At 70.9% G+C, this 18,582-nt stretch carries 24 protein-coding genes and 1 tRNA gene; 12 read left to right on the forward strand and 13 right to left on the reverse strand.

What is annotated here, in order from left to right:
• Nucleotides 1-21 precede the first annotated feature (21 nt).
• Nucleotides 22-558 carry a DUF3828 domain-containing protein gene (locus VGD32_RS01685; protein WP_331030170.1) on the reverse strand — a complete coding sequence of 179 codons (537 nt, stop codon included), beginning with the start codon at nt 556-558 and terminating at the stop codon, nt 22-24.
• A 478-nt stretch (nt 559-1,036) separates the two neighbouring features.
• Here VGD32_RS01685 and VGD32_RS01690 point away from each other — a divergent pair, with 478 nt between their 5' ends.
• The 3 genes from VGD32_RS01690 to VGD32_RS01700 are packed head-to-tail and all read left to right on the forward strand — an operon-like array spanning nt 1,037 to nt 2,945.
• Nucleotides 1,037-1,321 carry a metalloregulator ArsR/SmtB family transcription factor gene (locus VGD32_RS01690; RefSeq protein ID WP_331030171.1) on the forward strand — a complete coding sequence of 95 codons (285 nt, stop codon included), beginning with the start codon at nt 1,037-1,039 and terminating at the stop codon, nt 1,319-1,321.
• Nucleotides 1,318-1,995, forward strand: coding sequence for an SdpI family protein (locus VGD32_RS01695; protein ID WP_331030172.1), 678 nt, complete (start codon nt 1,318-1,320; stop codon nt 1,993-1,995). Before VGD32_RS01690 ends, VGD32_RS01695 begins: the two co-directional genes overlap by 4 nt.
• Nucleotides 1,996-2,018: 23 nt before the next feature.
• On the forward strand, nt 2,019-2,945 hold the full coding sequence (locus VGD32_RS01700) for an alpha/beta hydrolase (protein WP_331030173.1): 927 nt from the start codon (nt 2,019-2,021) through the stop codon (nt 2,943-2,945).
• Here VGD32_RS01700 and VGD32_RS01705 read toward each other — a convergent pair.
• The 3 genes from VGD32_RS01705 to VGD32_RS01715 are packed head-to-tail and all read right to left on the reverse strand — an operon-like array spanning nt 2,942 to nt 5,466.
• Nucleotides 2,942-3,121, reverse strand: a complete 180-nt coding sequence (locus VGD32_RS01705; RefSeq protein ID WP_331030174.1) for a hypothetical protein — start codon at nt 3,119-3,121, stop codon at nt 2,942-2,944. The two genes, VGD32_RS01700 and VGD32_RS01705, sit on opposite strands and share 4 nt — an antisense overlap.
• Nucleotides 3,122-3,171: 50 nt before the next feature.
• Nucleotides 3,172-4,503: a dihydroorotase gene (locus tag VGD32_RS01710; RefSeq protein ID WP_331030175.1), complete on the reverse strand. Its 1,332-nt coding sequence runs from the start codon at nt 4,501-4,503 to the stop codon at nt 3,172-3,174.
• A gap of 9 nt (nt 4,504-4,512) precedes the next feature.
• The gene (locus tag VGD32_RS01715) at nt 4,513-5,466 is read right to left on the reverse strand and encodes a glycosyltransferase family 9 protein (protein ID WP_331030176.1); all 954 of its coding nucleotides are present in this window, start codon (nt 5,464-5,466) and stop codon (nt 4,513-4,515) included.
• A gap of 83 nt (nt 5,467-5,549) precedes the next feature.
• On the opposite strand from VGD32_RS01715, the gene VGD32_RS01720 reads away from it, so the two are divergent.
• From VGD32_RS01720 to VGD32_RS01735, 4 genes are all read left to right on the forward strand, one after another.
• Entirely contained in the window at nt 5,550-6,338 is a 789-nt protein-coding gene (locus VGD32_RS01720; RefSeq protein WP_331030177.1) for a folate-binding protein, read from the forward strand.
• Complete coding sequence (locus tag VGD32_RS01725) at nt 6,335-6,991, forward strand: cyclase family protein (RefSeq protein WP_331030178.1); 657 nt, start codon at nt 6,335-6,337, stop codon at nt 6,989-6,991. The genes VGD32_RS01720 and VGD32_RS01725 overlap by 4 nt, the downstream gene beginning before the upstream one ends.
• Nucleotides 6,988-7,569: a DNA-3-methyladenine glycosylase I gene (locus VGD32_RS01730; RefSeq protein ID WP_331030179.1), complete on the forward strand. Its 582-nt coding sequence runs from the start codon at nt 6,988-6,990 to the stop codon at nt 7,567-7,569. Before VGD32_RS01725 ends, VGD32_RS01730 begins: the two co-directional genes overlap by 4 nt.
• 77 nt (nt 7,570-7,646) lie before the next feature.
• A complete protein-coding gene (locus VGD32_RS01735) occupies nt 7,647-8,249 on the forward strand; it encodes a ribonuclease HII (RefSeq protein ID WP_331030208.1) in 603 nt (200 codons plus the stop codon).
• Here VGD32_RS01735 and VGD32_RS01740 read toward each other — a convergent pair.
• Both VGD32_RS01740 and VGD32_RS01745 read right to left on the reverse strand, forming a co-directional pair.
• On the reverse strand, nt 8,246-8,500 hold the full coding sequence (locus tag VGD32_RS01740; protein WP_331030180.1) for a hypothetical protein: 255 nt from the start codon (nt 8,498-8,500) through the stop codon (nt 8,246-8,248). The two genes, VGD32_RS01735 and VGD32_RS01740, sit on opposite strands and share 4 nt — an antisense overlap.
• 55 nt (nt 8,501-8,555) lie before the next feature.
• The gene (locus tag VGD32_RS01745) at nt 8,556-9,596 is read right to left on the reverse strand and encodes a DNA adenine methylase (RefSeq protein ID WP_331030181.1); all 1,041 of its coding nucleotides are present in this window, start codon (nt 9,594-9,596) and stop codon (nt 8,556-8,558) included.
• Between the two features lie 45 nt (nt 9,597-9,641).
• On the opposite strand from VGD32_RS01745, the gene VGD32_RS01750 reads away from it, so the two are divergent.
• On the forward strand, nt 9,642-9,962 hold the full coding sequence (locus tag VGD32_RS01750) for a hypothetical protein (RefSeq protein ID WP_331030182.1): 321 nt from the start codon (nt 9,642-9,644) through the stop codon (nt 9,960-9,962).
• Nucleotides 9,963-9,971: 9 nt separating this feature from the next.
• Here VGD32_RS01750 and pyk read toward each other — a convergent pair whose 3' ends face one another.
• From pyk to VGD32_RS01780, 6 genes are all read right to left on the reverse strand, one after another.
• Complete coding sequence (gene pyk, locus VGD32_RS01755; RefSeq protein ID WP_331030183.1) at nt 9,972-11,405, reverse strand: pyruvate kinase; 1,434 nt, start codon at nt 11,403-11,405, stop codon at nt 9,972-9,974.
• Nucleotides 11,406-11,511: 106 nt separating this feature from the next.
• Nucleotides 11,512-12,090 (reverse strand): alpha-ketoglutarate-dependent dioxygenase AlkB, encoded by a 579-nt coding sequence (locus VGD32_RS01760; protein WP_331030184.1) that lies wholly within the window; start codon nt 12,088-12,090, stop codon nt 11,512-11,514.
• Complete coding sequence (locus VGD32_RS01765; RefSeq protein ID WP_331030185.1) at nt 12,087-13,064, reverse strand: ATP-dependent DNA ligase; 978 nt, start codon at nt 13,062-13,064, stop codon at nt 12,087-12,089. Before VGD32_RS01765 ends, VGD32_RS01760 begins: the two co-directional genes overlap by 4 nt.
• Complete coding sequence (locus VGD32_RS01770; RefSeq protein ID WP_331030186.1) at nt 13,061-13,630, reverse strand: DNA-3-methyladenine glycosylase; 570 nt, start codon at nt 13,628-13,630, stop codon at nt 13,061-13,063. The genes VGD32_RS01765 and VGD32_RS01770 overlap by 4 nt, the downstream gene beginning before the upstream one ends.
• A gap of 36 nt (nt 13,631-13,666) precedes the next feature.
• Nucleotides 13,667-13,751: transfer RNA gene (locus VGD32_RS01775), tRNA-Leu, on the reverse strand.
• Nucleotides 13,752-13,758: 7 nt separating this feature from the next.
• Complete coding sequence (locus VGD32_RS01780; RefSeq protein ID WP_331030187.1) at nt 13,759-15,195, reverse strand: M20/M25/M40 family metallo-hydrolase; 1,437 nt, start codon at nt 15,193-15,195, stop codon at nt 13,759-13,761.
• Nucleotides 15,196-15,344: 149 nt separating this feature from the next.
• On the opposite strand from VGD32_RS01780, the gene VGD32_RS01785 reads away from it, so the two are divergent.
• The gene (locus VGD32_RS01785) at nt 15,345-16,121 is read left to right on the forward strand and encodes an META domain-containing protein (RefSeq protein WP_331030188.1); all 777 of its coding nucleotides are present in this window, start codon (nt 15,345-15,347) and stop codon (nt 16,119-16,121) included.
• Nucleotides 16,122-16,125: 4 nt separating this feature from the next.
• Here the strand turns inward: VGD32_RS01785 and VGD32_RS01790 are convergent, their stop codons facing one another.
• Complete coding sequence (locus tag VGD32_RS01790) at nt 16,126-16,362, reverse strand: DUF3297 family protein (RefSeq protein WP_331030189.1); 237 nt, start codon at nt 16,360-16,362, stop codon at nt 16,126-16,128.
• A 121-nt stretch (nt 16,363-16,483) separates the two neighbouring features.
• On the opposite strand from VGD32_RS01790, the gene VGD32_RS01795 reads away from it, so the two are divergent.
• The 3 genes from VGD32_RS01795 to VGD32_RS01805 all read left to right on the forward strand — a co-directional run bounded on the left by VGD32_RS01795 (nt 16,484) and on the right by VGD32_RS01805 (nt 18,576).
• The gene (locus VGD32_RS01795; RefSeq protein ID WP_331030190.1) at nt 16,484-17,368 is read left to right on the forward strand and encodes a serine aminopeptidase domain-containing protein; all 885 of its coding nucleotides are present in this window, start codon (nt 16,484-16,486) and stop codon (nt 17,366-17,368) included.
• Between the two features lie 55 nt (nt 17,369-17,423).
• A complete protein-coding gene (locus VGD32_RS01800) occupies nt 17,424-17,975 on the forward strand; it encodes a hypothetical protein (protein ID WP_331030191.1) in 552 nt (183 codons plus the stop codon).
• A gap of 82 nt (nt 17,976-18,057) precedes the next feature.
• Entirely contained in the window at nt 18,058-18,576 is a 519-nt protein-coding gene (locus VGD32_RS01805) for a hypothetical protein (protein ID WP_331030192.1), read from the forward strand.
• Nucleotides 18,577-18,582: the final 6 nt, after the last annotated feature.

Raw genomic sequence — 18,582 nt, forward strand, 5'->3', positions numbered from 1 at the left:
AGCGGGCCTTGGGAAGGTCGGCTAGCCGGGGCTTTCGGCCTCCGCGATCCAGGCTTCCAGACGCTGCACCATCGGCGCGTACGGGAAATCCCCCATCGACTCATAGCGCTGATCGTCGATGCGCCACTGCCCGTCCTCCAGCACCAGGTTGTAGGTCTTGCGGTGCAGCGCATTGCCCGGCTCGGCGAAGCCCTGGACGATGGCGACGTCGGCGCGGCCCGGACCGGTCGATACCGCCGTCGCCGACTGCAGCACCGGCGTGCCGTCCTGACAGTCGCAGATCGGATCGGCCTCGAAGAAGCCGACCTCGCCGTCCGGGGTCAGGCGCGCGGCCTTGTCCAGCAGGGCCTTGGTGCGCGCGGACCAGACCGGGCGGGACTCATGGGTTCCCGTCGCGTCGCCCGGCGCCGCTCCCGGCTGATACAGCGATCGCACGAAGGCCTCCGCCGTCGAGGCGGCCGGGCTCCCGGCGGCCGCCGGCGCCGCCTCCGTCGCGGCGGGCGGAGAACAGCCGGCCAGCGCGAGCACGGCGGCCGGAAGCATCAGGGTTCTGCGCATGGTCGGTCCTGCGTCCGGTCGCCGGGAACAGCGTTTCGCCACGGTCACATGCCGGGCGATGATCCGCAATCGGTCGTCCCCCGGACCCTTCCCCTTGAGGGGAAGGGGGGACGTGAGGCGCCATTGCTGCGCTGCAAATCCGCCGCCAGCCCGCGCACCGAAATCCGCCATCCCACTGTTTTCCCTGCCGTCCATGGCGGCGTCAGCGTCACGAACACGCCGCAGGGCGAGGGGCCCCTATAATGTGCGCCTTTCCGCCCCCCGGTCTTTGACAATCGAATCTCCGCCGCCCCGCCACAGGGATCGGCCGCAGCGACTCTCCGGCGGGCGCCGACCCTGCCGACTCTGCCCCCCTGTTTTCCGGACCTCCTGCGGACTGCCGCCTCTGCCGACTCCGTTTTTCCGATATCACCCGGGTAAAACCCCCGTCCGCTCAAACCGCTTGCTATTAGGCGTTTTCCTAATTAGTCTCTTTCCTATGAACTCGCTGTTCAAGGCCCTGTCGCATCCGGTTCGCCGCAGCATCATCGACATGCTGCGCAAGGGGCCGATGGCGTCCGGCGACATCGCCGCCGCCTTCGACATGAGCTGGCCGACGATCACCGGACACCTCAACGCGCTCAAGGAGGCCGGCCTGGTCTCACCCGAACGCGACGGCGCCTCGATCCGCTACCGGCTCGAGATCTCGGCCGTCGAGGAGGCCCTGGCCTTCCTTCTGCAAATGACCGGCGCCGGCCGGAAAGACCCCGGAGACGAACCATGACCGCCCCGACCAGATCCGCCTCCGCCCTGAACGCCGCCACCATCGGCCTCAGCCTCGTCGTCGGCGGCCTCGGCGTCTGGACCGTCTTCGCGGGCCCGACGGAACTGCTGCCGATCCACTGGAACGCCGCGGGTCAGGCCGATGACTGGGGCGCGCGCGAAACCGTCGGCGGCGTCCTCGTCGGCATGGCCCTGCTGACCCTCCTGCTCGGCGGCGGCATGAGCGCGGCCGCCGGTCGCGCCGGCGATCCCGCCCGCGCCCGGGCCCTGCGCTACGGCCAGCTGGTGGTCATCCTCACCCTGCCCCTCGTCAGCCTGCTCGCCGCCTCCGCCAGCCTGTCGGGCGCGACCGACATCGGCGGCGCCGTGCCCATGGCCCTGATGAGCCTCGTCCTGCTGCTGCTCGGGGCCTTCCTCGGCCGGGTCGGTCCCAACCCCTTCGTCGGCGTCCGCACCCCCTGGGCCTACAAGAGCCGCCTCGCCTGGGACCGCTCCAACCGCCTCGCCGGCCGCCTGTTCTTCGTCATCGGCCTCGCGGGCCTGCTGACCGCTCCCTTCGCGCCACGCCCGCTGGGCCTCTACGCCCTGCTCGCCGCCATCGTCCTCGCCGCCCTCTGGTCGGTGGTCGAGAGCTGGCGCGTATGGCGCACGGACCCCGACCGCCAGCCCTTCTGACCCCCCCGCACCGGGAGACCGCCATGCTGAGCCTGATCCTCGCCGCCGCCCTCCTCGCCGATCCGGTCGCCACCGCCGTGACCCTGCCGTCGGAGCCTGCGCCCCTTCACGGAACCCTGCTGGCCCCTGAGAGCCCGCGCGCCGTGGCCGTGATCCTGGCCGGTTCGGGTCCGACGGATCGCGACGGCGACAGCCCGATGGGCGTAAGGGCCGGGACCTACCGCCTGCTGGCCGAGGCGCTGGCCGAACAGGGCGTCGCCACCCTGCGCGCCGACAAGCGCGGCATCGGCCAGAGCGCCGCCGGCGGCCTGTCCGAAGCCGACCTCCGCTTCACCCACCTTGTCGACGACGCCCGCGGCTGGGCCGCCGAGGCGGCGTCCCGCACCGGCCTGCCCTGCGCCTGGTTGATCGGCCATAGCGAAGGCGCCCTGGTCGCCCTCGCCGCCACTGAAGGCGACCACGACAAGATCTGCGGCCTCGTGCTGCTGTCCGGGGCCGGCCGGCCGGCCCGGGTGGTGCTCGAGGAGCAGCTTGGGCCTCAGCTTCCCGAACCGATGCGCAGCCAGGCCTTCCACGCCCTCGCCGAGCTGGAAGCGGGCCGTCTCGCCCCCGACACGCCGCCGGAACTGGCCGCGCTGCTGCGCCCGTCGGTCCAGCCCTATCTGATCTCGTGGTTCAGGCTCGACCCGGCCGAGCTCATCGCCGCCTGGGACGGGCCGGTCATGATCGGTCAGGGCCTGACCGACCTGCAGACCACGCAGACCGACGCCCGCGCCATGGCCGCGGCCCAGCCCGACGCCCGGCTGGTCCTGTGGGAGGGCGTCAACCACCTGCTCAAGGTCGCGCCCGCCGACCGCGCCGCCAACCTCGCCACCTACAGCGACCCGAGCCTGCCGCTGGCCCCGGGCGTCGCCGACGACATCGCCGGCTTCATCCTCCAGCCGCGCTAGTTGCGGCGGTCGCCGCGGTCGCCTTGCCCCTTGCCGGCGTCGGCGCCGGCCTGCCGCTTCTGGTCCTGCGCGGACGACCGGCCGACGTCGTCCATCTCGGTGAAGCGACCCTCGTCGTCCCGGCGCGCATAGCGCTTGTCGCCGGGATTGGGTTCGATCAGTTCGCGTTTGCTCATGGTGCAACTCCTTCCGTGGAAAGAGAATCGCCCTGAGTCCGGGAGGTTCCCTAGGCCAGCGTCTCCTGGAAGCGCACCGGCCGTCCGTGGGCGCTGCCGATCAGCTCGCCGTCGCGCATCACCACCCGCCCGCGCACGAGGGTCGCCATCGGCCAGCCGGTCGCCTCGAAGCCGTCGAAGGGCGTCCAGCCTGACCGCGTGGCCATGTCCTCGTGCCGGATCGTCCGCCTGGCCTTCAGATCGACCAGGGTCAGGTCGGCGTCATAGCCCTCGGCCATCCGCCCCTTGCCGGCGATGCCGAACACCCGGTTGGCCCCATGGCTGGTCAGGTCGATGAACCGGTCCAGCGTCAGCCGCCCGTTGGCCACATGCGTCAGCATCACCGGCACCAGCGTCTGCACCCCCGGCATCCCCGACGGCGAGGCCGGATAGGGCCGGGCCTTTTCCTCCAGCGTATGCGGCGCGTGGTCCGAGCCCAGCACGTCCGCCACCCCCTGCTCGATCCCCCGCCACAGGCCGGCGATGTGATAGTTGTTGCGGATAGGCGGGTTCATCTGCGCCAGACCCTTCAGGCGGTCATAGGCCTCGTCGCCGTCCAGCGTCAGGTGCTGCGGCGTCAGTTCCATGGTCGCCACATCCTTGTGGTTGGCCAGGAATTCGACCTCCTCGGCCGTGGTCACGTGCAGCACGTGGATGCGGGCGCCCGTCTCCCGCGCCAATCGCACCAGCCTGCGGGTGCTCATGATGGCGCTCTCGGGATCGCGCACCTCCGGATGGCTGGTCCAGTCGCCGGTCCGCGCCAGCGGCCGCCGCTCGACCAGCCGGTACTCGTCCTCGGAATGGAAGGTCGCCCGCCGCTTCACATGACGCAGCACCTCCCGCACCCCGTCATCATCCGCGACCAGCAGGGTCCCCGTCGAGGCCCCCATGAACACCTTGACCCCGCAGCACCCGGGCAGCCTTTCCAGTTCGCCGAGAAACTGCGCATTCTCGTGCGTCCCGCCGATGTAGAAGGCGTGGTCGGTCCACATCCGGTCCCGCGCCCGCGCCAGCTTGTCGGCCAGCGCGTCCGGATCGGTGGTCGCCGGCTCGGTGTTCGGCATCTCGAACACGGCGGTCACCCCGCCCAGCGCCGCCGCCCGGCTGCCCGTCTCGAGATCCTCCTTCCACTCCAGCCCCGGCTCGCGGAAATGGACCTGGGTGTCGATCACCCCCGGCAGGACGGTCAGTCCCGTGGCGTCGACAATCTCGCCCGCCGACGCCTGCGACAGGTCGCCGACGAAGGCGATCCGGCCGTCGATCACCCCGACATCGGCCATGCCCCGTCCGGCGTGATTGGCTACCTCGCCGCCGCGGACGATCAGGTCGAATGTCTGGGTCATGGCCCGGCCCTATACCCGCTCGGCCAGCACCTTGCGAGCCGCCTTCAGCACCCGCTCCGCCGGCAGGTCGTTCATGTGCAGGATGGCCTGGTCCAGCCGCGGATCGATCTTGCGGTATTCCTCGACCGAGCGCGGCCCGCGCACCGCGACCCCGCCCCATGGCCCCCGCTCGACCTCGTCCGACGGGCCATAGGCCGCGACCACCGGCGTCCCCGACGCCACCGCCAGATCGGTCCACAGCGAGTCCCCGCCCAGATACAGGGCGCAGCGCCCGACCGCCGCCACCGCCTGCAGCGGGCTCAGACGCCCCTGCAGCTCGATGGTCCGGCGCCGCGGCAGGGCCAGGCGGATGGTGTGCGCCGCGTCGCGGTCCGCCTCCGCCCCGACCACGACCACCCGGCCGCCTTCCAGCGGGCCGCCCTCGCCCACCAGCGTCGACGCCACCTTGGCGAAGCGCTCGGCGGGCCAGCGCCGCCCCATCCACTCCGCCCCGGGGCCGACGGCCAGCAGCGGCCCCTCGCCCGGGGGGATCAAGGCGTCCGCCGCCGCCTGCGTCGCCTCCGACACGAACAGCTTCGGGGCCGGGCTCTCGTCCAGCTGCAGCACCCGCGCCGCCAGTTCCACGGCGTGCACCCCCGGCTCGCGCTCCCCGCGCACCGCCCGCTTCTGCCGCTTCAGCTTGCCGGACAGGGCCGAGCCGCGCATGTCGACCACCAGTCCCCAGTTGGTCGCCCGCACCTGGTTCCACAGACCGAACCAGTCGAGCCGCGTCTCCTTCTCCAGTACGATCAGCCGGTCCAGCCGCGGCGTGTCGGCGAACAGGGCCGCGCTGGCCGGCGACCCCACCACCGTGAAGCGCGCCTGGGGCATGGCCCCGACCAGATACGCCAGCACCCCGCTCGACAGCACCGCGTCCTGCGCGCCCGCCTCGGCGACATAGAGGATGGGAAACCGGCCCGTCATGATTGGACCGTATACGGATTCTCGCCGTTCATCAGGGGCCAACAGGTGTGGTCCACAGGCGCGCAAGGCCCTATCTGGACCGTATGACGACCCGCATCGCCCGCCTCGACAGCCGCGCCCTCGTCCGGGTTTCCGGCCCCGACGCCCGGCCCTTCCTGCACAATCTCCTGACCCAGGACGTCGAGACGCTGGCGGGCGGCGAGCTCCGCTTCGGCGCCCTGCTCTCCCCGCCGGGCCGGCTGCTGTTCGACCTGTTCCTGCACGGCGAGGCGGACGGCGTGCTGCTCGATGTCGCCGCCGACCGCCGCGAGGCGTTGCTGCAGCGCCTGTCGATCTACCGGCTGCGCGCGGCCGTCGCCCTCGAAGCCGATGACCGGCCGGTGTTCGCCTCGTGGCCCGATGTCGCCGACGGCTTCGTCGCCGACCCCCGCCTCTCCGCCCTCGGCGGCCGGCGGCATGGCGGCGGGATCGACACCGATGCGACCGAGGCCGACTGGCAGGCCCACCGCCTCGCCGTGGGCGTCCCCGACCCTGCGACCGACGCGCCCCCGGACCGGACCTATCCCATCGAGGCCGATTTCGACCTGCTGAACGGCATCGACTTCCAGAAGGGCTGTTTCGTCGGCCAGGAGACGACCTCCCGCATGAAGCGCCGCGGCAGCATAAAGAACCGGATGCTCCCCCTAGCCTTCGACGGTCCGCCCCCGTCCTTCGGAGCCGAGGTGCTGAACGGCGACCTCCGCGCCGGCGAGGTGCTCGGCGGCATGGAGGGGGCCGCCATGGCCCTGCTGCGGCTGGACCGGCTCGACGGGGTGCTCACCGTCGACGGCCGGCCCGTCACCGTACGCCGGCCGGAGTGGATGGACGCATGACCCGCCTGATCGATCTCAGCCACACCATCGAGGCCGGCATGGTGACCTACAAGGGCCTGCCGGCGCCGCTGATCTGCGACCACCTCAGTCGCGAGGCGTCGCGGGCCAACTACGATGCCGGGACCGAATTCCAGATCGGCCGCATCGAGATGGTCGGCAACACCGGCACCTATCTGGACAGCCCCTTCCACCGCTACGCCGACGGCGAGGACCTCAGCGACATCGGCCTTGAGCGCGTCGTCGGCCTGCCGGGGATCGTGGTCCGCGCGCCGGACCTGCAGGCCATCGGCGCCGACCGCTTCGAGGGCCGCAACCTCGCCGGCAAGGCGGTGTTGATCCACACCGGCTGGGCCCGCCACTGGCGCACCGACGCCTATTTCGAGGATCACCCCTTCCTGACCGAGGCGGCGGCCGCCTTTCTCGTCGAGGCCGGCGCCGCCCTCGTCGGCATCGACTCCCACAACATCGACGACACCCGCACCCGCGCCCGCCCGGCTCACACCCTTCTGCTCGGCGCCGGCGTCCCGATCTGCGAACACATGCGCGGGCTCGAGCTGCTGCCCGACGCCGGCTTCCGCTTCACCGCCGCCCCGCCCAAGGTGAAGGCCTTCGGAACCTTTCCGGTCCGGGCGTTCGCGGAGGTGGCGGCGTGACCGTCCATCGCTGCGCCTGGTGCGGGACCGATCCGCTGTACGTCGCCTATCACGACGAGGAATGGGGCGTGCCCGAGTACGATGCCCGCGCCCTGTGGGAGAAGCTGGTGCTGGACGGCTTCCAGGCCGGGCTGGCGTGGATCACCATACTGAGGAAGCGCGAGGGGATGCGCGACGCCTTCGACGGTTTCGATCCCGAGAAGGTCGCCCGCTACGGCGAGGCCGAGATCGAACGGCTGCTGGGCGACGCCCGCATCATCCGTTCGCGGGCCAAGATCAACGCCGCCATCAAGGGCGCGCGGATCTGGCTGGAGATGCGCGACAACGGCGAGGATTTCTCCGCCTGGCTCTGGTCTTTCGTGGGCGGCGCGCCGATCCAGAACCTCTGGCCCGACAGCGGCGCCCGCCCGGTCGCCACGCCGGAGTCCGAAGCCATGGCCAAGGCGCTGAAGAAGCGCGGCTTCACCTTCTGCGGCCCCGTGATTGTGTATGCCTTCATGCAGGCTGTGGGCATGGTCAACGATCACGGCGTCGAGTGCTTCCGTCACCGGCAGGTTCGTGCGATGGCGGCCGGGTGAAGACCCCGTCGAAGAAACCGGCCAAAGGCAAGGCTGCGGCGAAGGCGCCGGCCAGGGCGGCGCGCGGCTTCCCCACGCTGGCGCTCGAGACGGTGCTGATCCAGTCCTGCGGCGGGCTGGTCTGCGGCGTCGACGAGGCGGGGCGTGGCCCCTGGGCCGGGCCGGTGGCCGCCGGGGCGGTCATCCTGCACCATGACGACCTGCCCGAGGGCATCGACGACTCCAAGGCCCTGACCGCCGACCACCGCGAGATCCTCGAGATCGAGATCAAGGCCCGGGCGCTGGCCTGGGGCGTCGGCTTCGCCTCGGTCGAGGAGATCGCCGAACTTAACATCCTGCACGCGACCGGCCTGGCCATGTGCCGCGCCATCGAGGCCATGGCGGTCCAGCCCGCGGCCGCGCTTGTCGACGGCAACTATCGGTTCAAGCTGCCGTGCGACGTGCAGACCGTGGTCGGCGGCGACGGCCTGTCGCTGTCGATCGCTGCGGCCTCGATCCTCGCCAAGACGGCGCGGGACCGGCTCATGATCGAGCTCGACGCCGAGTACCCGGGCTACGGCTTCGCCGGTCACAAGGGCTACAACGCCCCGGTCCATCAGGAGGCTTTGAGGACGCTGGGCCCCTGCCCGGCCCATCGCCGCGGCTGGGCTCCGATCCGGGCGTTGCTCGAAGAAACCTAGATCTGCATGGCTCCGCCCAGCAGGGCGCCCGCCAGCGCGGCGATGACGCCGCCGAGGCTGATAGTCAGCCAGGCTGGAACGCCGTCAGCCATGTCGGAGAGGTCCGGTCCCCGGTCCAGCGCCGTGTCGTTGGCGACCCGGTTGTCGAAACGCGTCGGCGAGGGCGGTCGCCAGGCTGCGGGCTCGAAGGCGTCCGCCGCTCGGCCATAGGCCCGGCGCGCTTCCAGGCGCCGCGAGGGGGTGAGGGTCATCTGTTCCATGGACGACAAAACGGCCCGGAGTCCGCGGCGTTCCGTACGCTCCCGCTCACGCCGCGTCGGCCAGGTTCACCCGCCGGTCGCTGACCACGAAAAGATATTCGACGTTCCTCAGCCGCCCCACGGCCCCGACCTTCTCGCCCTTCGGATTGTGGATGCCGATGCGCGCCCCGACGTAGCGCGGGCGGGCGATCTCGATAACCTGCACCTCGCCGCGTCCCGACAGCATCCCGACCAGCTGATCGCGCGACAGATAGCCCTCGTCGTTGAACGAGACGATCAGGTTCGGCGCCTTCACCCCTTCGATCACCGCCTGCAGCGCCGGGGCGATGCCGGGCCGGCTGTTGAAGGCGCTCTTGCGGGTGCGGACGTCGATCCGCTTGTTAGCCACGCCATAGGTCTCGGGCTTGTCCCACAGCACCAGGCTTTCCCAGCAGTGGTAGTTGCCGAGGTAGGAATGCTGGTTGTACGGCGGGTCCAGATAGACCAGATCGGCCTCGACCGACGGGGCCAGTTCGACGGCGTCGGCATGGGTGGCCTTGCAGGATCCCGCGGCCACTCCGGGCAGCACGTCCGGCATGCGCAGCTCCAGCGGCTTCAGCGCCCGGCTGGCCCACGACTTCATGTAGGCCATCTGCAGACCGGCCGTTGAGTCCACCCGGTCGGCGGCCTCCATCAGACTGACCAGGGCGATGGCCGGCAGCTCGGGTTCCAGCGCCATGGCCGCGATCCGGTCGCGCATGGCGTCGATCCGCGCCCCATTCTCCGGCGTGAAATACCGCGCATCTTCGCAGAAGGTCTTCGTGAACCAGCCGGCCTCGGGCGCGACCGTCCGAAGCTCCGCCAACACCGCCTCAGCCTTCTCCAGCCAGCGCTCCCGGTCGGCCTGCACATAGGCCGTGGCCAGCACATGGGCGTAGGCGTTGTGGTCGTTCGACCAGACCCGGAAGCCTTCCGCTTTGAGTGAGTGCCCTACACGAGCACTGCCAGAGAAGAGATCACAAACGAGCCCCCCATTTGGTAGGCTGACCGCAACCGCCCCAACAATATGGTTGAGAAGCGCGCGCTTAGACCCGATGTATTTGATCACAGCATCCTCCGGAGAGGATCGTCAGCTAATTCGGGGAGAAACAAAATGGGTAAGCGCCGCTTCGACTACGAACGCATCCAGCAGGCCGACCTCGTGATTACGGCGATGCAGATTGCCGAGGCCAACGGGGGCGCGATCGCCACGACGGACCTGAAGGCGATCATGGTGAAGAAGTTTCACCCAAGCGGTCAGGACGCGGCCCAGAACGCAAACTGGCAGATGAACTTTGAGCAGATTGTGGGCAATCTGATTAGCAACAAAGCCATGCCGGAGAGTATGTTCAGCAAGGGCTACGCTGTCGACACCGACGATGGCTTCGCGCTCACCGACAAGGGCATCAAGTTCCTTGCGGATGTTCCCCATTAACTACCCGACCTACCGGCCGCGCCCCTTCATCGGAACATGCGCCAGTCGCAGCAGATTCGCAGCCCCCGGCGCGCCGAACGGCGTCCCGGCGAGGATCAGCAGCCTCTGGCCCGGCTCGGCGAGGCCGAACTCGACCGCCTTCTCGACGGCGTCGTCGGTGACCTCCTCCAGCGAGGCGGGCTCCCGGCTCAGCCGCGGCTCCAGCCCCCAGACCAGCGCCAGCCGCCGGGCCGTTTCCGGCTTGGGCGTCAGGGCCAGCACCGTCTGCAGCGGGCGCTCGCGCGACATCCGCCGCGCCGTGCCGCCCAAGGTGGTGAACACCACCACGCAGGCCGTCGACTGGGCCTCTCCGGCCTTGCGCGCTGCAGCGACCAGGGCGTCGACGTCGTGCTCGTCCATGCCGGCGTGCTCGGCGTCCATCAGGCCCGGCCACAGAGGGTCGCGCTCCACCCGCTCGATGATCCGGTTCATGATGCCCACGGATTCCAGCGGATAGTCGCCCGACGCCGTCTCGGCCGACAGCATCAGGGCGTCGGCGCCCTCGTAGACCGCATTGGCGACGTCCGAGGCCTCGGCCCGGGTCGGGGCCGGCGCCGAGGTCATCGATTCCAGCATCTGCGTGGCCACGATCACCGGCACTCCGCGCTGGCGGGCGGCCCGGATGATCCGCTTCTGCGCCACCGGCACTTCTTCCGGGTCCAGCTCGACGCCGAGGTCGCCACGCGCCACCATCACCCCGTCGCAATAGTCGAGGATGCTCTCCAGCTCGTTCAGCGCCTGCGGCTTCTCGATCTTGGCCAGGCAGGCGGCGCGGCCCTTCACGATCTGCTTCAGCTCGGCCATGTCCTCGGCCTTCTGCACGAAGCTCAGCGCCACCCAGTCGACGCCGATGCGCAGGGCGAAGGCCAGGTCCTCGCGGTCCTTGGGCGTCAGGGCCGAGACCGGCACCACCGCCTCGGGCACGGCCACGCCCTTGCGGTCCGACAGTTTCGAGCCGCTCTCGACCGTCACATCGGCCCATTCGTCGGTCCGTTCGCCGACGCGCAGCCGCACCCGCCCGTCGTCGAGCAGCAGCAGCATGCCCGTCCGCAGCGCCTTGAAGATCTCCGGATGCGGCATCTGCACCCGCGTCGCGTCGCCCGGCGTCGGGTCGAGATCGAAGCGCATCCTGTGCCCCGGCCCGACCTCGATCTCGACGTCCCGGAACCGGCCCAGCCGCAGCTTCGGCCCCTGCAGGTCGGCCAGCACGCCCAGCGGCCGCTTCAGCGCCAGTTCCGCGCCGCGCACCGCCTTCAGCGCCGCCGCGTGATCCTCGTGCGAGCCGTGGCTGAAATTCAGCCGGAACACGTCGACCCCGGCCTGGGCCAGGGCCTTGACCATGCCGGGCGCCCGGCTGGCGGGCCCCAGGGTCGCGACGATGCGGGCGCGCCGGGCTCTTTTCATCGAATATCCATACGGCCTTGAAGGGGAAGAGGTCCCTTGTGCCCATGAAAGCGCGCCCGGTTAAGGCCGGTTCGCCACCGGACACACAAAGTTATGCGCCGCCAGGTCATCGCAGGGTGCGGAAGGTCACTGAATAACGCAGCGCCTCGCCGGGCGTGATGCTGTGCTGCCAGTCCTGCCGGGCCGGTCCATCGAGCAGATAGGCCGAGCGCGGCGCCAGCGGCAGCGACGCCCGCTCCCAGCCCGCCGCGCGCCGGCGCCGGAACCGCATCGTCGCGGGCGAGACGAAGGACAGGCCGATCACCCTGTCGAACTCGGGCCGGTCGCGGTGCCAGCCGATCCCCGCCCCCGGCGCATATTCGGTGACCATGGCGTGATGGATCGCCTCCGGCTCCAGCCGCGCGAATGCGGCCGCGGCCGCGCGAGCCGGCAGAAGGAAGTCGGGGATCGGCTCCGCGGCCTCCAGGCGGCTGGCCGAAAAGTCGTAGCGCCCGCCGTAGGACACGATCCGCCGGTTGCCCTTGAAACCGTGAAAGTCGAAGGCCTGGAACGGCAGGCTGGCGAACGCCTCCACCAGGCGTTCCGCCTCGTCCGCGGCGATCACGCCCTCCGCATGGCGCAGCCCCTCCGGCAGCCCCGTCCCGGGCGCGCTGAACAGATCGAACTGGTCCGTCGCCGCCGTCACGACTCCAGCTGCTCCATCCGGCACTGCTCCGGCGCCTTGTCGGGCCGGAAGCGCAGCAGCCGCGTCCCGTGCCGGAAGCGCTGGTCCGAAACGTGGTCAAAGCCGACCTCCACCACCAGTTCCGGCCGCAACGGCTCCCACTCGCCCGACCGCCCGGTCGACCAGCGACTCGGCCCGCCCGGCGCGCGCCCGGTGAATCCCGGCCCGCCGCGCAGGGCCTCGAGCCGCCGGGTCAGCTCATCCTTGTCGACGCCCGCGAAGCCCGAGGTGAAGCCCACATGGTTCAGACGCCCGTCGTCGTCGTAGAGGCCGAGCAGCAGCGACCCGACCCGGCCGCCCTCGCTCGCATAGCGGAACCCGCCCACCACGCAGTCGGCCGAGCGCAGCCGCTTGACCTTCACCATGGCCCGCTCGCCCTCGATGTAGGGCCCGTCGCGGCGTTTGGCGACGACCCCCTCCAGCTTGCCGTCGTCCAGCCAGGATTGGGCCAGTCCGGGATCGTCCGTGCCAGGCGACAGGGTCAGCCGCGGCCCGCCGAACCGGTTCACGAAGGTCTCCAGCCGCCCGTGCCGCGCCCGGTGCGGCAAGCTCCGCAGATCGGCCCCGTCGACGTCGACCAGCATGTCGAACAGGGCGAAGGTCGCCGGCGTCTCGACCGACAGCTTGCGGATCCGTGACTCCGCCGGATGCAACCGCTGCTGCAGCGCCTCGAAGGCGAAGCGGTCGCCGTCCTGCGCCAGCAGTTCGCCGTCCAGCCCAAACGTCTCCGCCTTGATCTGCTGCAGCTGCCCGACTACCTCGGGGAAGAACCGCGCCAGCGACTTTCCGGACTTGGCCAGCAACTCGACCCGCCCGTCCGCCTTGAAGGCGAGGCAGCGGAAGCCGTCCCACTTGGGTTCGTACCACCAGCCGTCGCCCGCCGGCAGCGCCCGTTCCGTCCGGGCCTCCATCGGCGTCGCCGACATCAGTCTCATGCCGTCGCCCCCACCGGGAACGGCCGGCTGAGGAAGCGCGAGCCGGCCAGACCGAACCGCCATGGCGTCTCGGCCCCCTTGCGAATGCCGATGCGCACGCCCTGTACGAGGGCCGGCGGCTGCACGTGCAGCCTCAGGGCGAAGGGCGCTTCGTCCAGCGGCCGCACGTTCAGGCCACCGTCGATCCCCAGCGCCTCGCACAGCTTGCCCGGCCCCGAGCACAGACTCTCGGGCGGCAGCGGCCCGCGCCGTTCGCGCATCCGATCCACGCCCGTGCGCGGCTCCAGCGCCCGCACCAGCACTGCGCTGCCCGGCTGGCCGGCGTCGCAGACGACGTTGAAGCACCAGTGCAGGCCGTAGATCCGGTAGACGTAGGCTCGCCCCGGCGGCCCGAACATCGGCGCGTTGCGCGCGGTCGGCCCGACGAAGCTGTGCGAGGCCGGATCGAAGACGTCATAGGCCTCGGTCTCGACGATCACGCCGCCGACCCCGTCGACCTCCAGCTCGGCCCCGATCAGGGTCCGGGCCACCGTCTCGGCGGGCTGTTCGAAGAGAGTCTGCAGCATCTCACGCCAACGCCGCAGCGCGGTCCCGGTTCGGCTTGGTGCGAGCGGCGGGGGTCGAACCCGCATGACCGAAGTCGAGGGATTTTAAGTCCCTTGCGTCTACCAGTTTCGCCACGCTCGCATGATCGTCAGCGCGCCGACGCCGCGGCCGCCGACGCCCGCAGGGCCCGGAAATCCACATCCGAGTCCGCGATCAGCCAGACCAAGGCGGCCCAGGCGGCCACGTTCTGGTTCAGCTGCGCCGGATCGATCTTGTCCAGGGTGTCGTCCGCCGTGTGGTGCAGGTCGAAATAGCGCGTGCCGTCCTGGTTCAGGCCGAACACCGGCACCCCCGCCCCCGCCAGCGGACCGATGTCGGCTCCGCCGGACAGTTCGGGCTGCGGCGAGCTCAGCACGCCGATCGGATACAGCACCCGCGCCGCGGCCCGGGCGAAGTCGGAACCCTGCGCCCCCGGGGGCAGGCCCAGCGCATAGATCCGGTCGGCCCCGAAATCGCTCTCGCCGGCGATCACATGCTTCTCCACCGCCGGACCGATGCCGCGCAGATAGGCGCCGCCGCCGTTTCCGGTGTCGGTCGGCTGCGCCACCTCCTCGGACCCGTACAGCACGACGCGGACGGTCCGGGCCGGCCGCCGGCCGCTCTCGGCGATGGCCTTGGCCGCGGCCAGGGTGATGGCCCCGCCGGCGCCGTCGTCGATGGCCCCCGTTCCGAGATCCCAGCTGTCCATGTGCGAACCGAGGACGATGATCTCGTCCGGGCGCGAGCGGCCGACGATGTCGCCGATGACGTTCTGGCTGACCGTCTGATAGGTGTGGGCGGTCGAGGACAGGCGCAGCCGCACGGTCTCGCCCATCCCGATCAGGCGCGAGACCTGGTCGGCGTCCGGAGCGCTGAGCGCGAAGCCCGGCAGCGGCACGCGGCCCTCCACGTAGCGGGTCGTGCCGGTGTGCGGCATGCGGTGCTCGTCCGAGCCGACCGAGCGCATGATGAAGGCCACGGCGCCCTTGGCCGCCGCCGCGCCTGGCCCTGCGCCCCGGATGCGGGTCAGGGGGCCGTAGCCGGCGCCGTCCTGCATCCGCACCATCTGGCCGGCGTCGACGAAGGCGATCTTGCCCGCCAGCGATCCGGCGGGCGCGGCGTTCAGGGCCTCGAGACTGTCGAACCGCACCACCTCGGCCTCGATCACGCCGTTGGTGCCGGGCGAATGGCCCAGCGCCGCCACGGCCAGCCGCTGCGGATGGTCGCCGACGATGGAGGCGCTCTCTTCGCCCCGCTCCCAGCCGACCAGCGGGAACTCCTCGATGCGCACGTTCTGGAAGCCCTGGGCCCGCATATAGGCGGCGGCCCAGGCCGAGGCGTCCTGCTCGGCCTTCGAGCCGGCCGGCCGCGGTCCGAAGCGGGTCGTCAGCTGGGTGACGTAGTCCAGGGCGATGTTCCGCTCCATCGCCGCGTCACGGATCGCCTCCGCCCGCTGGACGGTGGCCGCGTCCTGCGCCATGGCGGGCGCGGCGGCGAGGCTCAGCGCGAGCGCGCTGGCGGCGAGAAGACGGGCGGACAGGGACATCGGCGGCTCCGGGACTCACGGGGAGCCCGAACCTAGACCGGCGGCGTCGGGGAAAGAAGCGACGCCGGGCGGAGTTTTGATCGGCCACACATAAGCAGGACTGGCCGTTCGACATGAAACCGCCGCCTTGCTCGCCCGCTCTTGGAGGTATGCGCGCCGTCCTCATCGCCATGTGTCTCGCCGCCTGCAGCCCCGCGGGAACGCCTCCGGCTGCGCCGCCGCCCCTCGAGTCGCCCGCCACGCCGGCCTTGAGAGCGGCCGACATACGCGGCGAATGGCGGCTGACGGCGATGAACGGCCGTCCCGCCCCGGCCCCGGACGACAGCGACTCGATCCATCCGATCCTGATGACGGTGGGCGACTTCACCTTCCGCGCCCGCTCCCAGTGCGTGGCCTTCTGGCGGCGCTATGAGCGGGCGGGCGACCGGCTCGTCGTCACCCAGGCCAATCCCGGAGCCATGTGCGCCCGCGGCCTGTCGCCGTGGGAGACGGAGTTCGACCGCACGCTTTCAGCGGTGACCGGGGCCGAACGCAGCGACGGGGTCCTGCAGTTGACCGGGCCCGACGCAGCCTTGACCTTCGAGGCCGCGCCGCCTCTCCCGCGGGAGCCGATCACCGGCCGCTGGCGGCTGCAGGTCTTCCACGGCGCGGCGCCGCCGGCCGGCGCGGCGCCGATCGAGTTGACGATCACGGACGGGCGGATCGAGGCGAACGCCTGCGTCTTCGCCGGCTGGCGCTACCGCCAGGACGGATCGCTGCTCGAGCTGACGCCGCAGGACGGCGCCGTCTGCGAACGCACCACGACGGCCTTCGAAGAGCGGTTCGGGGCCTTCATGGACCGCGTCATGCGCGCCACGATCATCCACGATGGTTCGCTGATCCTCGACAGCCCGCTGGAGCAGGTCGAATTCGCCCGGATCGGGTAGGGCTCTATTCGCCCTTGATGTAGGGCTCGACCGGCCCTTGCAGCTTGACCGTCAGCGCCTTGCCGCGGCGGTCGACGCGATTGCCTACGGCGAGGCGCACCCAGCCCTCGGAGACGCAGTATTCCTCGACATTGGTCTTGTCCTCGCCCTTGAAGCGGACGCCGACGCCCTTCGCCAGCAGATCGGCGTCGTGGAACGGGCTGTCGGGGTCGACGGACAGGCGGTCGGGAAGATCGGTCATGGTGAGGCGCTCGGCGAAGGACAGGTCGCGCCTTTAGCCGAGGACGGCCCCGCCTCCAAGAGAGCTTGACCTGACGCGGCGTCAATCGGCTAGGTTCGTTGCGAATAGCTACGGACCTTTCATGCGCGAGCCGGCCATAAGCGACTTCACCGCTCCCGCCGCCGACGGCTTCCCGCTGTCGATGCGGCTGATCTCGGCTGAACGCCCGACCTTGGCGGTTCTGGTCAGTTCCGGAACCGGCTTTCCGAAAGGCTTCTACGACCGGTTCGCCCGGCATCTGGCCGGCAAGGGCGCCGCGGTCCTGACCTACGACTTCCGCGGCATCGCCGGCTCGCGGCCCGAGGACCTCGCGGCGATGGAGATGGACTATCCCGACTGGGGCCGGCTCGACATGCCCGCCGCCCTGGACGCCCTGGCCGCGGCCGCGCCGGGCCTGCCGGTCGTCCATGTCGGCCACAGCGTCGGCGGCCACTTCCTCGGCTTTATGCCCAACCACGCCCGCCTGGCCCGCCACGCCTTCGTCTCCGTCGGCAGCGGCTACTGGGGCCGGCACCACCGCGCCTACAATCCGCTCGAACTGTTCTTCTGGTTCGGTTACGGCCCGTGGAGCCTGCTCCGGCGCGGCTATATCCGGGGCGGCGGCCTGTGGGCGGGGACCGACCTGCCCCGCGGGGTCTGGCGGACCTGGCGGCGCTGGTGCCTCAAGGAAGCCTACTTCCGCGACGAGCTGCGGGACCGGCTGAAGCCGCACCATTTCGAGGCCGTGAGCGCGCCGATCCGCTCGTGGATCTTCACCGACGATCCGATCGCCACCCCCGTCACCTCGCCTATCCTGCTCGAGGTCTACCCCAACGCCCCGCGCGAGGTGGTGGTGCGGTCGCCGGCCGACTACGGCGTCGCCCGCATCGGCCACGAGGGGGCCTTCCGCCGCGGCATGGAGCCGCTCTGGGACGAAATGTTCGCCTGGCTCCGGGACGGCGGACGCGACGGGCCGCATTGCAGGTGACGGCGCCGCGCGCCTCGTGCTAGCGCGGAGGAGGTCTTGTTCGGGGGAGCATCCATTGCGTGTTTTCGGCCTCATCGTCGCCGCGGCCCTGGCCGCCGGCGCCACCGCCTGCGGCTCGCCCGAAGCCGCCGCCCCGCTCCCGGCCAGCCTCGAGGACGGCGACAGATGCTTCGCCCAGCGCAACTGGAACTGCGCTGGCCGCAACTACCACGGCTATCTCAGAAACTATCCGAACGATCCTGCCGTCAACGCCAAAGCCGGCATCGCCTACACCCGGGCCGGCCACCACCGCGAGGCCGTGCCGTTCTACAAATACGCCGAGAGCCTGGGCGTGATCACCTACGATATGTACGCCGGCTACGCGATCAGCCTCGACGCCACGGGCGACCTCGACGGCGCCATCCGGGCCAACCGCAAGTCGCTGGAGCTGGTTCCCAGCCTGGTCGACGTGCGCGGCAGTCTGGCCGCCCAGCTGGTCCGCAAGGGCCAGCCGCGCGAGGCGGTCGAGCTGCTGGAGGAGTTCGACGCCATGCTGGGACGCGAGGGGCAACCGCCCTATTTCACCGCCCAGATCGCCTCGATCCGGCAGACCGCCGGCCTGGACTGACCGCCTCGTCCGCTGCGGGCATTACCGCTCGTTAAGTTGACGCCCGAGGCCGCGGGGGTCCTCCTGCCGGCGGGAGGACCTCATGATCCACGCCATCCTGTTCGCGGGGCTGCTGCAGACCGCGCCGGCCGCTGCGCCCGCGCCGCCCCGCCCCATCGACTGCACCGACGCCGACCACAGCGCCTTCAACTTCTGGGTGGGCGACTGGGACGTGAGCGCCACCGGCACGGACACGGTGGTGGCGCGCAGCACCATCTCCTCCACCGCCGGCGGCTGCGCCATCGAGGAAGACTACCACCAGACCGTCGGCCCCGGCGGCGCCCCGGCGACCTATCACGGCGTCAGCTTCAGCGCCTTCGACGCGCGCCGCGGCGGCGTCTGGCGCCAGTTCTACATGGACAGCGGCGGGGCGGTGACGGTGTTCGAGGGCGGCCTGCGCGACGGCGCCATGGTGCTGCAGGCGCCCGGCCGCCCCGGCTCGATCCAGCGCATGACCGTCTCGCCGGAGCGGGACGGATCGGTGCGGCAGCGCGGCGAATCCTCGACCGACGGCGGCGTCACCTGGACTCCGGGCTACGATTTCACCTACCGCCGCCGTTGATCGGCC

Origin of the sequence: Brevundimonas sp. (assembly GCF_036402095.1) — a bacterium.
Taxonomy (GTDB): domain Bacteria; phylum Pseudomonadota; class Alphaproteobacteria; order Caulobacterales; family Caulobacteraceae; genus Brevundimonas.

Excerpts from the sequence above, each read along its gene's own strand:
- VGD32_RS01685 (WP_331030170.1), bottom strand. The coding sequence starts at position 558 with ATGCGCAGAACCCTGATGCTTCCGGCCGCCGTGCTCGCGCTGGCCGGC.
- VGD32_RS01690 (WP_331030171.1), top strand. The coding sequence starts at position 1,037 with ATGAACTCGCTGTTCAAGGCCCTGTCGCATCCGGTTCGCCGCAGCATC.
- VGD32_RS01695 (WP_331030172.1), top strand. The coding sequence starts at position 1,318 with ATGACCGCCCCGACCAGATCCGCCTCCGCCCTGAACGCCGCCACCATC.
- VGD32_RS01700 (WP_331030173.1), top strand. The coding sequence starts at position 2,019 with ATGCTGAGCCTGATCCTCGCCGCCGCCCTCCTCGCCGATCCGGTCGCC.
- VGD32_RS01705 (WP_331030174.1), bottom strand. The coding sequence starts at position 3,121 with ATGAGCAAACGCGAACTGATCGAACCCAATCCCGGCGACAAGCGCTAT.
- VGD32_RS01710 (WP_331030175.1), bottom strand. The coding sequence starts at position 4,503 with ATGACCCAGACATTCGACCTGATCGTCCGCGGCGGCGAGGTAGCCAAT.
- VGD32_RS01715 (WP_331030176.1), bottom strand. The coding sequence starts at position 5,466 with ATGACGGGCCGGTTTCCCATCCTCTATGTCGCCGAGGCGGGCGCGCAG.
- VGD32_RS01720 (WP_331030177.1), top strand. The coding sequence starts at position 5,550 with ATGACGACCCGCATCGCCCGCCTCGACAGCCGCGCCCTCGTCCGGGTT.
- VGD32_RS01725 (WP_331030178.1), top strand. The coding sequence starts at position 6,335 with ATGACCCGCCTGATCGATCTCAGCCACACCATCGAGGCCGGCATGGTG.
- VGD32_RS01740 (WP_331030180.1), bottom strand. The coding sequence starts at position 8,500 with ATGACCCTCACCCCCTCGCGGCGCCTGGAAGCGCGCCGGGCCTATGGC.
- VGD32_RS01750 (WP_331030182.1), top strand. The coding sequence starts at position 9,642 with ATGGGTAAGCGCCGCTTCGACTACGAACGCATCCAGCAGGCCGACCTC.
- pyk (WP_331030183.1), bottom strand. The coding sequence starts at position 11,405 with ATGAAAAGAGCCCGGCGCGCCCGCATCGTCGCGACCCTGGGGCCCGCC.
- VGD32_RS01765 (WP_331030185.1), bottom strand. The coding sequence starts at position 13,064 with ATGAGACTGATGTCGGCGACGCCGATGGAGGCCCGGACGGAACGGGCG.
- VGD32_RS01770 (WP_331030186.1), bottom strand. The coding sequence starts at position 13,630 with ATGCTGCAGACTCTCTTCGAACAGCCCGCCGAGACGGTGGCCCGGACC.
- VGD32_RS01780 (WP_331030187.1), bottom strand. The coding sequence starts at position 15,195 with ATGTCCCTGTCCGCCCGTCTTCTCGCCGCCAGCGCGCTCGCGCTGAGC.
- VGD32_RS01785 (WP_331030188.1), top strand. The coding sequence starts at position 15,345 with ATGCGCGCCGTCCTCATCGCCATGTGTCTCGCCGCCTGCAGCCCCGCG.
- VGD32_RS01790 (WP_331030189.1), bottom strand. The coding sequence starts at position 16,362 with ATGACCGATCTTCCCGACCGCCTGTCCGTCGACCCCGACAGCCCGTTC.
- VGD32_RS01795 (WP_331030190.1), top strand. The coding sequence starts at position 16,484 with ATGCGCGAGCCGGCCATAAGCGACTTCACCGCTCCCGCCGCCGACGGC.
- VGD32_RS01805 (WP_331030192.1), top strand. The coding sequence starts at position 18,058 with ATGATCCACGCCATCCTGTTCGCGGGGCTGCTGCAGACCGCGCCGGCC.